Source organism: Streptomyces tateyamensis (assembly GCF_003205575.1).
Taxonomy (GTDB): domain Bacteria; phylum Actinomycetota; class Actinomycetes; order Streptomycetales; family Streptomycetaceae; genus Kitasatospora; species Kitasatospora tateyamensis.
Map to the genome: position 1 here is coordinate 110659 of NZ_PYBW01000039.1, position 14097 is coordinate 124755.

A 14097-nucleotide genomic window follows, 5' to 3' on the forward strand; every position below is an offset into this window, starting at 1 on the left:
CGGTCCCCTCCCGTTGTGTCGACCCCGTCGGCGTCGCCCGTTGCTGTGGACCCCGTCGGCGTCGCCCGCTGGTCCCGCCCGTAGGTGTCGTCGCCGATGGTAAGGGCTGGCGCCGTCCACCCCGGGATGGGCCGTCCGGGCGACTGACGGCCTGTCGCGCCCGGGGGTGGGTCTGCCCAGGTCAGACGATGACCATATGAGAGCCCGTCAGATCATCGCGCTGGGCGCCGCCGTGCTGCTCGGCCCGGTGGCCGCTGTCCCGGTGGCCGCCACCCCCGCCCTGGCGGTGCCGGGACCGGCCGCCGCCCGCGCGCACCGCACCGTCGTGGACGATCCCGCGCAGTACGTCAATCCGTTCACCGGCACCAAGCAGGGCGCGGTCGACTTCGGCAACGGCGGCGGCTCGGGGAACACCTTCCCCGGCGCCACCACGCCGTTCGGCATGCTCCAGTGGAGCCCGGACACCGTGACCTACCAGCACGGCGGCTACCAGTACGACGACCAGCGGATCCGCGGCTTCAGCCTGACCCACATCTCCGGCGCCGGCTGCGGCGACTACGGCACCACGCCGTTCCTGCCGCTGCTCGGGGATCGCCCGGTCGGCGCCGAGTCCTTCTCGCACGCCCACGAGAGCGCCGCCCCGGGCAGCTACGCGGTCACCTTCGACAACGGGCTGCGCACCGAGCTGGCCACCACCGCCCGCTCCGGCATCGCCCGGTTCAGCTACCCGGCCGGCCAGACCGCCTCGCTGCTGGTGGACGCGGGCCGCGCCTTCAACCAGGCCAGCGGCTCGGTCACGATCGGCAGCGACACCATCACCGGCTACACCGACAGCGGCAACTTCTGCGGCACGGGCAACCGGTACCGGGTGTACTTCAGCGCGGTGTTCGACCACCCGTTCACCAAGGCCGGCATCGTGAACGACGGCCGGATGGACACCGGCCGGCACACCGCCGAGGGCGGCAGCCCCGGCATCGCCCCGCAGCCCGCCCGCACCGCGGAGGCGCAGGCCGCGCTGGCCGAGGGCCGGCGCGGCAGCCAGCAGCCGGTGCACCCCGAGGCACCTGCGGCGGGGTCGGGGGCCCAGGCGATGGTCTCCTTCGCGCCCGGCGCCACGGTGACCGCCCGGGTCGGCATCTCCTTCACCAGCGCGGCCGGCGCCCGGGCCAACCTGGCCGCCGAGCAGCCCGACCCGGCGCTGGGCCTGGACCAGGTCCGCGACGCCTCCCGGTCGGCCTGGAACGACATGCTGGGCCGGATCGCGGTGGCCGGCGGCAGCGACCAGGACCGTCGGCTGCTCTACACCGCGCTCTACCACGCACTGCTGCACCCGAGCGCGCTCAGCGACACCGACGGCAGCTACCCGGGGATGGACGGGCAGGTGCACCGCACGCCGGTCGGGAAGGTCCAGTACGCCGACTTCTCGGGCTGGGACGTCTACCGCTCGCAGATGCAGCTGGTCGCCCTGCTGGCGCCGGAGCGGGCCTCGGACATCGCCCAGTCGGTGCTCAACCAGGGCGTGCAGGCCGGCTACTTCGACCGCTGGACGCTCGCCAACGGCGGCACCGGGGTGATGACCGGCGACCCGCTGCCGATGATCGCCGCCAGCATCCACGCCTTCGGCGCCACCGACTTCGACGCCGCCGAACTGCTGCGCCGGTCACTGGCCGGGCGCCGGGACGGACGCGAGCGGGCCGGCCACCAGGTCTACGACTCGATGGGCTTCGTGCCCACCGGTACCGGGGGCGAGTGGGGTCCGGCCGCCGACACCCTGGAGTACAGCAGCGCCGACTTCGCGCTCTCCCAGCTGGCGGACCGGCTCGGCGACCACGGCGACCACGACGCGCTGCTGCGCACCTCGGCCAACTGGCGCAACCAGTTCAACGCGGACAGCCACTACATCCAGCCGCGCAACGCGGACCACGGCTGGCCCGCCTTCGACCCGTCCTCGCAGAGCAACTACACCGAGGGCAACGGCGCCCAGTACACCTGGATGGTCCCGTACAACCACCGCGGCCTGTTCGACGCGATGGGCGGCGACCAGGCGGTGGTCTCCCGGCTGGACTTCTTCTTCCAGCAGCTCAACGCCGGGCCGAACGCGCCGCACGCCTACCTGGGCAACGAGCCCTCCCTCAACACGCCGTGGGCCTACGACTACGCGGGCCGCCCGGACCGGGCCGCCGACGTCGTGCGCACCGCGCTGACCACGCTCTTCGGCACCGGTCCGGACGGCGAGGTGGGCAACGACGACCTGGGCGAGATGAGTTCCTGGGCGGTCTGGGCGGCACTGGGCCTGTACCCGCAGGTGCCCGGCCGGGCCGAACTGGTGCTGGCCAGCCCGCTCTTCCCGCAGACCACCATCACCCGGGGCAACGGCGTCAGCATCGACATCAGCGCCCCCGCGGCCTCCCGTGCGGCCCGCTTCGTGCACGGCCTGCGGGTCAACGGGCAGCCCAGCACCCGCCCGTGGGTGAACGCCGAGCTGGTCACCGAGGGCGGGACCCTGGACTACGACCTGGGCACCGACCCGGACCCGTCCTGGGGCCACGACCCGGCCGACGCGCCGCCCTCCTTCGACGTGGGCCCGGCCCGCCCGGCCACCGGACCGATCACCGGCCTGGCCGCCAAGTGCGTGGACGTGGACCACTCCCGCGGTGCCGGCACCCCGGTCCAGCTGTGGGTCTGCGACGGCACCGGTGCGCAGAGCTGGACGACGGCGGGCGACGGCACCATCCGGGCATTGGGCCTGTGCCTGGACGCGCTGCACAGCGGTACGGCCAACGGCACCCAGGTCCAGGTCTGGTTCTGCAACGGCACCGGCGCCCAGCAGTGGTGGCCGCGCCCGGACGGCTCGATCTACAGCCCCGCCGCCGGCCGCTGCCTGGACGTGCCGAACAGCAACACGGCGGACGGCACCCACCTGCAGCTCTACGACTGCAACGGCACCGGCGCCCAGCGCTGGACGGTGCCGACGGCCTGACCACTCCCGCAGGGCCCTCGGCCGCCGGATCCGCTACGACTTCTTCGCCGTCTTCGTAGCGGACCCGGCGGCCTTCTTCGCGGCCGCCTTGGCCTGCTGCTTGTACGCCCGCACCTGGGCCAGCGACTCGGGACCGGTGATGTCGGCCACCGAGCGGTGGCAGCCGTCCTCCCCGTAGGCCCCGGCCGCCTCCCGCCAGCCGGCCGGCCGCACCCCGAACTGCTTGCCCAGCAGGGCCAGGAAGATCTGCGACTTCTGCGCCCCGAACCCGGGCAGCGCGGTCAGCCGCGCCAGCAGCTCGGCCCCGCTGCCGGCCGTGCGCCACACCGCCTCGGCGTCCCCGCCGTAGTGCTCCACCAGGTACTGGCACAACTGCTGCGTCCTCTTGGCCATCGCCGCCGGGTACCGGTGCACGGCCGGCTTCTCCGAGAGCAGCTCCGCGAACGCCTCAGGCGGGTACCCGGCGATCGCCGCCGCGTCCAGCTCCTCCCCGCCCATCCGCCGCGCGATCACCAGCGGCCCGGCGAACGCCTTCTCCATCGGTACCTGCTGGTCGAGCAGCATCCCGACCAACGCCGCCAACGGACTACGCCCGAGCAGCGCGTCCGCCTCGGCCTCCTGGGCCAGGTGCACAGTGACTGACATGGCATCCATGATGACGGAGCGTCAGTCGGTGGCGGTGCAGGCGGCTCAGGCCCCGCGTGCCTCCGGGGGTGGCAGGACGCTGTAGAGGTGGCTCAGTTCGAAGGTGATCGGGGTGGTGGGGGTGGTGCGGTGGCAGGCGTGGAGGTAGGGCGGGTCGAGGGTGAGGGTGGTGACGGTGTGTTCGGTGATGGTGTGGTGGCCGGTCAGGTACTCGATGGTGACCGGCTGGTCCAGGCGCAGGGCGCGGGACAGGCGGGTGATCTCCGGACGGGTCAGGCGCGGTGCCTCGGCGGCGAGTTCGGTCTCGGTGACGGGGGGCCGGGCGCCCGGCGGCGGGGTGGTGGCGAGCAGGTGGGCGGCCAGGCGGCGCAGTTCGGAGCTGGTGGGCAGGATCCGGGGCGGGCGGGCCGGGGTGCTGCCGCGCTGGGGCGGGACGGTGGCGGGCCGGTCGACCAGCAGCAGGCCGTCGGCGCCCTCGGCCACCGGCGCGTACCCCTCGGCGCGCAGGGCGGCCAGGGTCTGTTCCGGGCCGGCCGCGCTGACCAGCACGGTGCCGGCCAGCCGGCGCAGCCGCAGGGCGGCCAGGCCCCGGTGGGCGGCCAGTTCGGCCAGCAGCGCCGGGTCCTCGCCGTGCAGCACGCAGCCGGAGGCGAGCACCTTGACCCGCCCGTGCCGGCGGGCGGTGTCGGCGATCAGGTAGGCCAGTGGCTGCGGCAGTGCCGGGAGGTCGGCGGCCGCGGCCAGTTCGGCGGAGAGCTGCTGGGGTGAGCGCCCGCCGTCCAGCGCGCGGCGGATGCCGGCCGCGGTGAACCGCCAGACCGAGGCGGTGCCGTGCGACTCGCGTTCGGCGGCCGCGTCCAGCAGGGCGGCCAGCCGGCCGGTCGGCGGACCGGCCACCACGGCGGTCAGGTCGGCGCCGATCCGGGCCCGGTCGGTGGCGCCCGGCAGCAGACGGCGGGCGGCCTCGCGCAGGGCGCCGGGCTGCTCGGGGGAGTAGCCGGACAGCGCCGCGCCGAGCGGGGACAGGGTGCCGCGGGCCACCACCCCGAGCAGTTCGGCCTCGGTGATCACGGCGGCGAACGGCCAGTCCTGCTCGGGCAGCTGGTCGGCCTGCGGGCGGTGCCAGGCGATCAGCCGGCCCAGCCCCGCGGCCCGGGCCGCACCGTGCCCGGCGGGCAGCCGGCCGGCCGCGGTGAGCAGCCCGCGCCGGGCGTGCCGGCAGCTCGGGCTGGCCGGGCGGGCCACCAGCGCGGGCCAGCTGCGCCCCTGCTGGTCGAGCACGGCGGTCGGGGTGAACGGCAGGGTCAGCCAGGCGACCACCAGGGTGGCGTACTGCTCGGCCGGCGGCCGCAGGCGCCAGCCGTCGTAGTCCGCGGTCAGCCGCAGCGGCCCGCCCTCGGCGGCCAGGTCGGCGGCCCGCTTGGTGGTGCGGGCCGACTGGCCCTCGCGCCGCCCGCCCGGCCGGCCCCCGCCGCTGATCAGCAGCCCGGCGGCCAGCGCGCACTCCAGCACCAGCCGGACCAGCGGCTCCTCGCAGCGGGCGGTGCGGGTCAGCCGGCCCAGCTCGCGCGGCCCGAGGCCGCCGTTCTTCAGCAGGGTGGGCGGGTTGGCGGCGCAGGCGGCGAGCAGCGCGGCGGCCTGGGTGGTGAAGGCGGTGGCGGCCGCGGCGGCCTCGCGGGCCACCTCGGCCTCGCCGACCGGGTACAGCTCGGGCAGCGGCGGGACCGGGTCGAAGGGCGGGTGCCAGTGCGGCCCGCGCAGCGCGAGCAGCACCTCGCCGGGGACCTGGGAGGGGCCGTAGCCCCGCTGGTCGGGGATCAGCAGCCCGCGCTCGTGCGCCCACTGCGCGGCCAGACCGGCCTGCTGGGCCGAGACCGCCGGGGCACCGCACTGGCCGTCGCCGAACTCGCTGTGGCCGAACTCGCCGTCGCCGGTGCTCTCCAGCAGCAGTGCCCGCACGCCCGGTGGTGCTTCGGCGAGCAGTGCGGCCAGTTGCTCGGGGTCGCTGAGCCGCTCGGCCAGGGCGGCCAGCCGGTCCCGCCGGGCCACCGGGACGGGCAGCCGGTGCGCCGTCAGCAGCTCGCGCAGCTCGGCGGAGCCCGCCTCGGCGAGCAGCTCGGCCAGCGGGGCGCCCAGTCCCAGCGGGACGGGCCAGACCTGACGCAGCGTTGGGCTCGGGTAGAGCCGGTCCTGCCCGTCGCGCCACACCAGGCCCTGGCCGGCCAGCGCCGTCAGCGCCGTGTCCAGCCCGGCGGACCGCTCGCCGGCGCCGGCGTCGAGCAGTTGAGCCAGCCGGGACCAGGGCACCGGCCCGTCGCCGAGCGCGCAGAGCGCCTCGGCCGCCTGCAGGCAGGGCACTGGCAGCCGGCGCAGCACGGCGGTGGCCGAGCCGGGGCGCAGCAGCCGTTCGGCCAGCTCGCCGAGCGACTGCGGGGGCGGCTCGGCGGCCGTGTCCGGCCGGGCCCGGAGCAGGCGGTAGAGCTTGTCCTGGTCCAGCTCGGCCAGCCAGCCGACGAGTTCCGGCGGCGCGGTGGCCGACTCGACCGGCGGCGTGGTCCGGCTCGGGGACATGGCGGCTCACCTCGGTCCAAACGGCGCGGGACACGACCTGTCATGATCGCAGAAAGCGACGGTGCTGTGACTGTCGGTCAGTCTAGGGGCGGGGCAGCTGCTTCGGGACGGGTTCGCCGAGATCCGTCGGTACGGGGTTGTGCGGGACGGCGCGGGCGCTGTCGAGCGCGGGCGCGTCCGGTGCGGCCCGCGCCGCCCCACCCGCGCGGGCCCGGCGGGGGAGGGGCGCGCACCGTGCCGGACGCGCTGGTGGGGGGCGTGAGGCGGAGAGCGCGTGGGCGCGGGGTCGCCGGACCAGCGTGGCGCCGCCGGCCCCGGGGGGCCAGGCGACCCCGGGCTCGCCGGCCCCGCGGCCTCAGCCCAGCAGGCCGTTCAACTCGCCGTACGGGATGGCCGCCGCGAGCTCGGTGTAGCTGCCCTCGGTGTACAGCTCACGGGCGGCGCGCTGGACCACCGCGTAGGCGCTCTCCGCGATGGTCGAGCCCAGGCTGACCCGGGCCACGCCCAGCCCGGCCAGCTCCGCGACCGAGGGCCGGCCCGGCCCGCCGGGCACGTTCAGCGGGACGGGCAGCGCCGCCGCCAGCTCCGCGATGGTGGCCCGGTCGGGCAGCCCGAAGACGAAGACGCCGCTGGCGCCGGCCGCCACGTAGGCGGTGGCCCGCTCCACGGTGAGCCGGAACAGCTCGGCCGGGTCGTCGGACACCCCGCACAGGTAGGTGTCGATCCGGGCGTTCAGGTACAGCGGCACGCCGACCCCCTCCGCCGCGGCCCGGGCGGCGGCGATCCGGGCCGCCTGGTCGTCCACCTCGCGCAGCGGAGCCGGGCCGGCCCGCAGCGAGTCCTCCAGGTTGATCCCGACCGCGCCGGCCTTCAGCACCTCGGCCACGGTCTCGCCCACCCCGGCCGGGTCGGTCGCGTAGCCGTCCTCGATGTCCGCGGTCACCGGCAGGTCCACCGCATCGGCCACCCGGGCGACCAGCTCGACCGCCAGCGCGCGGCCCAGTGTGCCGCCGTCCTGGGTGCCCAGCGCCCAGGCCACTCCGGCGCTGGTGGTGGCGATCGCGGGTGCGCCGGCCGCGGCGACGATCCGGGCGCCGGCCGCGTCCCAGACATTGGCGAGGGCCAGCGGGTGGCCGGCGCGGTGCAGCGCCTGGAAGGCGAGGGCCTTGGCGGTCTGAGTGGTCATCGGATTACCTCCGTGCGGGCCCGGCGGGGCTGGGCGGAAACGGTGTCAGGGCGCCAGTCCATCAGGCCGGGTGGCCGGTTGTCCGGCGGATTTCGGACCCGGACGCCCGGGTCGACCTCCCGGCCACCCGGGCCGGGCAGGGCCCCGCCGGGCTGGTGCTGTGCGCGGCGGTGCCGCACTCCGGCCGGCGCCGTTGACCCCCCGTCAGCTCTCCGGATCGCCCGGGCTGACCAGGCCGGTCTCGTAGGCCAGCACCACCGCCTGGACCCGGTCGCGCAGGCCGAGCTTGGCCAGGATCCGGGCCACGTGGGTCTTCACGGTGGCCTCGGACAGGTGCAGGTCGGCGGCCAGTTCGGCGTTGCTGCGCCCGCGGGCCAGCTGCCGCAGCACCTCGCCCTCCCGGGCGGTCAGGCTCGCCAGCCCCCGGTGCTGCGCGGCCGGGTCGGCGGCCGGGCGCTCCTCGCGCGGGGCGAACCGGGCCACCAGGCGCCGGGTGACGCCGGGGCCAGCAGTGCGTCGCCGTCCTGCACCATCCGTACCGCGGCGACCAGGTGCTCGGGGCTGACGTCCTTGAGCAGGAAGCCGCTGGCCCCGGCGGAGAGCGCCGCGTACACGTAGTGGTCCAGGTCGAAGGTGGTCAGCACGATCACCCGGGGCGGCGTCCGGCCGCCCTCGGCGAGGATCCGCCGGGTGGCCTCCAGGCCGTCGAGCTCGGGCATCCGGATGTCCATCAGCACCACGTCGGGACGGGTGCGGCGGACCGCCGCGACCGCCTGCTCGCCGTCGGGTGCCTCGGCCACCACCTCGATGCCCTGGGAGGCCAGGATCATCCGGAAGCCGGTGCGGACCAGCGCCTAGTCGTCGGCGATCACCACCCGCAGCGGGGTGCTCGCAGCGGCGTCGACGGTCATCGCTCCTCCAGGGGTATCAGTGCCTTGACACGGTAGCCGCCGGTCAGCCGCCGACCGGTGTGCAGGGTGCCGCCGTAGACCGCGACCCGCTCGCGCAGGCCGATCAGGCCGCGACCGTTTCCGGTGGCCGCGGCGGGGCCCGGGGTGCCCTCGGTGTTGCTCACCTGGACCGTCAGCCGGTCGGTGCCGTAGTCGAGTTCGACGGTGGCGGTGGCGCCCTGCGCGTGCTTGACGGCGTTGGTCAGCGCCTCCTGGACCACCCGGTAGGCGGCCAGCTCCAGGCCCGGCGGCAGCGGGCGGCGGCGACCGGTGACGGTCAGTTCGACCGCGATGCCGGCGGCGCGGATCCGGCCGACCAGCGCCTCCAGTCCGTCAAGTCCGGGCTGCGGCACGGTCTCGGCGGCCGCGGCGGGCTGCTCGCCCGTGCTGTCCATGGTCAGCAGGCCCATCACGTGCCGGAGTTCGCTCATCGCCGCCCGCCCGCCGGTCTCGATCGCCAGCAGCGCCTCGCGGGCCTGCGCCGGGTGGCTGTCCAGCATCATCCGGCCGGCCCCGGCCTGGATCACCATCACGCTCACGTTGTGGGTCACCACGTCGTGCAACTCGCGGGCGATCCGGGCCCGTTCCCCCGTCACGGCTGCCTGCAGCGCCTGCTCCTGGGCCAGTTCCAGGCCGGCCAGGCGCCGTCGGCCCTGCTCGGCCCGGTGCGCCCAGATCCGGTGCCCGACAGCCACCAGGACGACCGGGCAGAGCAGCAGCACCGCGACCACGGCGGGCGGGAAGTCGGGCAGTGCGGCCTGCGGGAAGAGCAGCACCAGCAGCGCGGCGGTCGCCGGCAGACTGGCCAGCACCGCGCCCCGGTACGGGCCGTGCACCACGGCGCTGTAGGCCGCGAAGAGGACCAGCAGGCAGAGCTGGAACACCAGGTCGGCGAAGGCGTGCCGGAGCGGCAGCACGGCCAGCAGCACCAGCCAGAGCACGGTCAGCGGGTAGCGCCTGCGGGCCAGCAGCGGTACGGCGGGCAGTGCGCCCAGCAGCGGGGTGAGCACCGCGGTGTACTGCTGGTCGGGTGTGTTGGCGGCGGTCCGGGCGCCGGCCAGCACGAAGCCGAGCGCCACCACGGCGTCGAACCCGGCCTGGCGTCGGGTGAGCGGTGGCAGCGGCGCGCCGCGGAAGGCCCGGCGCAGCCAGGCGCGGTGCGCCGTCCAGGCGCGGTGCGCCGTCCAGTCGCGGCGCAGCAGCCGGTCGCGGCACGCTGCCCACGAGCGCGTCGGAATCCACGAGTACATCGGGCGACTACATCACAAGGATGACGCCCGCAGCCATGATCCTTTCGGCGGAACGAAGATGGCCCGGCCGAGCGAGGTGGCCCGGGCCCTCGCGACCGTAGCTTCTCCGGTGTCGGAACAAGGCGTACAGGGGAGCGGGACGATGACCGAGCCGGTGATCCAAGTCAGTGGAGCGAGCAAGGAGTTCGACGACGGCCAGGCCGCGTTGCGGGAGGTCTCGCTGACGGTGGCGCCGGGTGAGGCGGTGGCTGTGCTCGGCCCCTCCGGCAGCGGCAAGTCGACCCTGCTCAACCTGGTCGCCGGGCTCGACCGGCCCAGCCGCGGCACCGTCACGGTGGCCGGCATCCGGGTGGACACGCTGAACGAGGCCGGTGCGGCCCGGTTCCGCCGGCAGAAGATCGGCATGGTGTTCCAGTTCTTCAACCTGCTGGACGACCTGACGGTGCTGGACAACGTGGTGCTGCCCGCCGAACTGACCGGCACCTCGCGCTCGGTGGCCCGCCGCCGGGCCGGCGAGCTGCTGGACACCCTGGGGATCGCCAAGCACGCCCGGGCCTACCCGGGCCGGCTCTCCGGCGGTGAGCGCCAGCGGGTGGCGGTGGCCCGGGCGCTGATGAACCGTCCGGCGCTGCTGCTGGCCGACGAGCCGACCGGTGCGCTCGACTCGGCCTCCGGCGCGGAGGTCGAGGGCCTGCTCAACGAGCTGCACCAGGAGGGCCAGACGATCGTGCTGGTGACCCACGACCTGGCGCTGGCCGAGGCCTGTGCCACCCGGACGGTACGGATCGTCGACGGCCGGATCGCCTCGGACACCCTGAACTCCGCCGCTATGACCCCCTCGGCCGCCCCGGCCGCCTCGAAGAGTACGGCGGTGGCGCGATGAGCACGCTGCTGCGACTGGCCCGTACCGGCGTCGGCCGGCGCCGGGTGCAGACCCTGGTGATCGCGCTGGCCTCGATGATGGCGGTGACCGCTTCCGTGCTCGGCGGCTCGCTGCTGGTGGCCTCCAACGCCCCGTTCGACCATGCCTTCGCCCGCGGGCACGGTGCGCACCTGACCGTCCAGTACGACGCGGCCAAGGCCACCGCGGACCAACTGGCCGCCACCACCCGGGTCACCGGGGTGACCGCCGCCGCGGGCCCGTTCCGCACCGCTACGGTCGACCCGGCCCCCGGGGCGGGCCTGGACCTGCCGGCCGGGATGAAGCTCTCCCCGATGCGCCTGGTCGGGCGGGCCGAGGCCGGCGGGCCGGTGGACCAGGTGTCGCTGCTCGCCGGGCACTGGGCCGCCGGTCCGGGCCAGCTGGTCGCCTCCGCGGACTACTCCGGCGCACAGCTGACGGTCGGTCAGCAGCTGCGGGTCGGGGCCACCGAGCTGACCGTGGTCGGGGTGGCCCGCTCGGTCAGCGCGACCGCCGACGGGTGGGTGACGCCGGATCAGGCCGTTACGCTCGGCGGTGTGCCCGGCTGGCAGCTGCTCTACCGGTTCGCCCAGGCCGGGGCGGGGGCCGACCTGGCCGCCGACCGCGCCGCGGTGACCGCTGCCGCGCCGGCCGGCGCGGCGGTCGGCAGCCGGGGCTGGCTCGACGTCAAGGCCGGCAACACCAAGAGCACCGGGCTCTTCCTGCCCTTCCTCACCGCCTTCGGCCTGCTCGGGCTCGGCATGTCGGTGCTGATCGTCGGCAACGTGGTGGCCGGCGCGGTGGGCAGCGGGACCAGGCGGATCGGGATCCTCAAGGCGATCGGCCTGACCCCGGCCCAGGTGGTCGGCGCCTACCTGGTGCAGGCGCTGGTGCCGGCCGCGGCAGGCACGCTGGTCGGCGCGGTGCTCGGCAATGTGGGCGCCGGTGCGGTGCTCTCCGGTGCCGAGCAGGTGTACGGGACCAGCTCGCTCTCGGTCGCGCCCTGGGTGGACGCGGCGGTGGTGGCCGGCACGCTGCTGCTGGTGGCCGGGACTGCGTTCGCCGCCGCCCTGCGGGCCGGGCGGCTGCGCACCGTGGAGGCGCTGGCGGTCGGGCGCACCCCGAAGGCCGGGCGGGGGCGGGCGGCCACCCGGATCGCGGTGCGGCTGCCGCTGCCGCGGCCGGTCACCCTGGGGCTGGCCCGGCCGTTCGCCAGGCCGGCCCGCTCACTGGCCATGGTCAGCGCGGTGCTGCTGGGCACGGTGGCGGTCACCTTCGCCTTCGGGCTGGGCAGCTCGCTGCAGCGGATCCAGCAGGCCAAGCAGTCCACGGCCGACGTCACGGTGATCGGCGCCCTGCCGCCCGGGGCCGCCGGTCCTCCCGGCAGCGGTCCCGGCAACAGCTCCGGGAACGTGGCCGGGAACGCCACCCGGAGCGGGGACACCGCCGCGATGCTCGCCGCGATCCAGGCGCAGCCCGGCACCTCGGCGGTGTTCGGCACCGCACACACCGAGGTCGGCGCGGTCGGCACCACCGGCTCGGTCGCGGTCACCGCCTTCCTGGGCGACGCCTCCTGGGGCGGCTTCCAGCTGGTGGCCGGCCGCTGGTTCCACGGGGCGGGCGAGGCGGTGGCACCCACCGGCTTCCTGACCGCCACCGGCACCCGGATCGGCGACACCGTCACCGTCACCGACCACGGGCAGCAGTTGCGGGTGCGGATCAGCGGCGAGGCGTTCTCCACCCAGAACGACGGCCTGGCCCTGCTCACCGACGCCGCGACGCTGGCCGCCGCCGAGCCCGACCTCGAAGCCGACCTGTTCTACGTCGCGCTGAAGCACGGCACCGACCCGGACGCCTACACCGACGCGCTCAACACCGCGCTCGCACCCACCGGCGCCCGGGCCGAGACCGGGGGCGGCGGCGGGGCGAGCCAGCTGCTGATCGTGCTGGACTCGCTGACCGCGCTGCTGACCCTGATGCTGATCGCGGTGGCCGGCCTGGGCGTGCTCAACGCGGTGGTGCTGGACACCCGGGACCGGGTGCGCGACCTCGGGGTGGCCAAGGCGCTGGGCATGACGCCCCGCCAGACCGTCGCCACGGTGCTCGCCTCGGTCGCGCTGATCGGCCTGGCCGGCGGGGTGGCCGGGGTGCCGGTCGGGGTGTGGCTGCAGCACCTGGTGGTCCCGGCCATGGCACACAGCGCCGGGCTGCGGCTGCCGCCCGCGATCCTGTCGGTGTACGGGCCGGTCGACCTGCTCCCGCTGCTGCTCGGCGGTCCGCTGCTGGCCCTGCTCGGCGCTCTGCTGCCCGCCACCTGGGCGGCCCGCACCCGCACCGCGGTCGCGCTGCGGACCGAGTGACTCCGATTTCGTCGCAGGGAGTGACAAAACCGGGGGAGGCGGCGCTGTACCCCATGAGAGGTGCCCGCCCCGGTGTCGGCCGGGGCGGGCCGCTCTCACTCCCGGCTTCCGCGCAGGAGCCGCTCCCGAACCCCGGGTGGCTGGTCGGTATCCCCCGTGCCCGCCGTCCATCCGGCCGGCCCGCCGGACCAGTGCGCGCCCCCTCTCCCCCAGGGCGCCCAGTCCGGCGGGCCGAACTTCGCCCTCGGCAGCCGAGCCGCCCGTCGCAGTGTGACCTGGATCACAGCCGAGCGGCGACGGTTTCCGGCCGTCCCGCTGGTCCTGATGTCGACCGAACCCCACCACCACCCGTGAGGTGTCCGATGTCCGCATCATCCAGCCGTACCACTGCCAGTACCAGTACCAGCACCAGTGCGGGTGCCAGTGCCCGCACGGCCGTTGTCACCGGAGCCAGCCGCGGCCTCGGCCGGGCGGTGGCCGCCGAACTGGTCGCCCGCGACTTCCAGGTCCTCGGCCTGGCCCGCGGCGAGGCCGACCTGCTCGCCGTCCGGGCGGAACTCGGCGAGCGCTTCGTCCCGCTGGTCGGCGACGCCACCGACGAGGCGCTCGCCGAGAGCGTGCTGCGCGAGCACCGGCCCACCCTGCTGGTGCTAGGCGCCGGCGCCCACCCGCTGGTGGCGCCGGTGCAGGAGCAGAGCTGGGAGAGTTTCAGCGAGAACTGGCAGACCGACACCCGGCACGTCTTCACCTGGATCACGGAGGTGCTGCGCCGGCCGCCGGCACCTGGCAGCGTGGTGGTCTCGCTCTCCAGCGGCGCCGTACTGGGCGGCTCGCCGCTCAGTGGCGGCTACGCGAGCGCCAAGGCCGCCGTCCGCTACCTGAGCCAGTACGCGGCCGAGGAGGCGCAGCGGGCCGGGCTCGACCTGCGGTTCGTCACCGTGCTGCCGCAGATGACGCCCGGCACCGGCATCGGCACGATCGCCATCGAGGGGTACGCGGCCCGGGCGGGCGTGGACCAGGCGGCCTTCGTGGCTGCCCGGGGGCCGATCCTGACGCCCGCCCAGTTCGCCAAGGCCTTGGTGGAGGTGGCCCTGGACCCGCAGGCCGCGGCCGAGTACCGGGGCACCGGTGACGGCCTGCTCCCGCTCGGGTGAGCCGCGCGCTCGGTTGACCTGCCTGCTCGGCTGAGTCGCCTGCTCGGCCGAGCCGCCGTGCTCGGCCGAGTCACCCGCTTCGCCGAGCCGCCCGCCCGCT

At 75.7% G+C, this 14097-nt stretch carries 8 protein-coding genes and 1 pseudogene; 4 read left to right on the top strand and 5 right to left on the bottom strand.

The window, feature by feature from the left end:
* The first annotated feature begins 196 nt into the window (after positions 1–196).
* Positions 197–2980 carry a GH92 family glycosyl hydrolase gene (locus C7C46_RS36430; protein WP_181442325.1) on the top strand — a complete coding sequence of 928 codons (2784 nt, stop codon included), beginning with the start codon at positions 197–199 and terminating at the stop codon, positions 2978–2980.
* Between the two features lie 33 nt (positions 2981–3013).
* On the opposite strand, the gene C7C46_RS12765 is transcribed toward C7C46_RS36430, so the two are convergent.
* From C7C46_RS12765 to C7C46_RS12785, 5 genes and pseudogenes are all read right to left on the bottom strand, one after another.
* Positions 3014–3625, bottom strand: coding sequence for an HhH-GPD-type base excision DNA repair protein (locus C7C46_RS12765; RefSeq protein WP_110668891.1), 612 nt, complete (start codon positions 3623–3625; stop codon positions 3014–3016).
* Positions 3626–3670: 45 nt separating this feature from the next.
* A complete protein-coding gene (locus C7C46_RS12770; RefSeq protein ID WP_110668893.1) occupies positions 3671–6196 on the bottom strand; it encodes a helicase-associated domain-containing protein in 2526 nt (841 codons plus the stop codon).
* A gap of 355 nt (positions 6197–6551) precedes the next feature.
* Complete coding sequence (locus C7C46_RS12775; protein ID WP_110668895.1) at positions 6552–7382, bottom strand: isocitrate lyase/PEP mutase family protein; 831 nt, start codon at positions 7380–7382, stop codon at positions 6552–6554.
* Between the two features lie 204 nt (positions 7383–7586).
* Positions 7587–8212, bottom strand: a pseudogene (locus C7C46_RS12780) (response regulator).
* A gap of 77 nt (positions 8213–8289) precedes the next feature.
* Positions 8290–9582, bottom strand: coding sequence for a histidine kinase (locus C7C46_RS12785; RefSeq protein ID WP_110668897.1), 1293 nt, complete (start codon positions 9580–9582; stop codon positions 8290–8292).
* Between the two features lie 142 nt (positions 9583–9724).
* Between C7C46_RS12785 and C7C46_RS12790 the strand changes: the two genes are divergently transcribed.
* The 3 genes from C7C46_RS12790 to C7C46_RS12800 all read left to right on the top strand — a co-directional run bounded on the left by C7C46_RS12790 (position 9725) and on the right by C7C46_RS12800 (position 13997).
* Positions 9725–10465: an ABC transporter ATP-binding protein gene (locus C7C46_RS12790; protein WP_110668899.1), complete on the top strand. Its 741-nt coding sequence runs from the start codon at positions 9725–9727 to the stop codon at positions 10463–10465.
* Positions 10462–12843, top strand: coding sequence for an ABC transporter permease (locus tag C7C46_RS12795; RefSeq protein ID WP_181442326.1), 2382 nt, complete (start codon positions 10462–10464; stop codon positions 12841–12843). Before C7C46_RS12790 ends, C7C46_RS12795 begins: the two co-directional genes overlap by 4 nt.
* A 362-nt stretch (positions 12844–13205) precedes the next feature.
* On the top strand, positions 13206–13997 hold the full coding sequence (locus C7C46_RS12800) for an SDR family oxidoreductase (RefSeq protein ID WP_110668901.1): 792 nt from the start codon (positions 13206–13208) through the stop codon (positions 13995–13997).
* The last annotated feature ends 100 nt before the right edge of the window (positions 13998–14097 follow it).

Coding starts and splice junctions, on each gene's coding strand:
- C7C46_RS36430 (WP_181442325.1), top strand. CDS start 197: ATGAGAGCCCGTCAGATCATCGCGCTGGGCGCCGCCGTGCTGCTCGGC.
- C7C46_RS12765 (WP_110668891.1), bottom strand. CDS start 3,625: ATGTCAGTCACTGTGCACCTGGCCCAGGAGGCCGAGGCGGACGCGCTG.
- C7C46_RS12770 (WP_110668893.1), bottom strand. CDS start 6,196: ATGTCCCCGAGCCGGACCACGCCGCCGGTCGAGTCGGCCACCGCGCCG.
- C7C46_RS12775 (WP_110668895.1), bottom strand. CDS start 7,382: ATGACCACTCAGACCGCCAAGGCCCTCGCCTTCCAGGCGCTGCACCGC.
- C7C46_RS12785 (WP_110668897.1), bottom strand. CDS start 9,582: ATGTACTCGTGGATTCCGACGCGCTCGTGGGCAGCGTGCCGCGACCGG.
- C7C46_RS12790 (WP_110668899.1), top strand. CDS start 9,725: ATGACCGAGCCGGTGATCCAAGTCAGTGGAGCGAGCAAGGAGTTCGAC.
- C7C46_RS12795 (WP_181442326.1), top strand. CDS start 10,462: ATGAGCACGCTGCTGCGACTGGCCCGTACCGGCGTCGGCCGGCGCCGG.
- C7C46_RS12800 (WP_110668901.1), top strand. CDS start 13,206: ATGTCCGCATCATCCAGCCGTACCACTGCCAGTACCAGTACCAGCACC.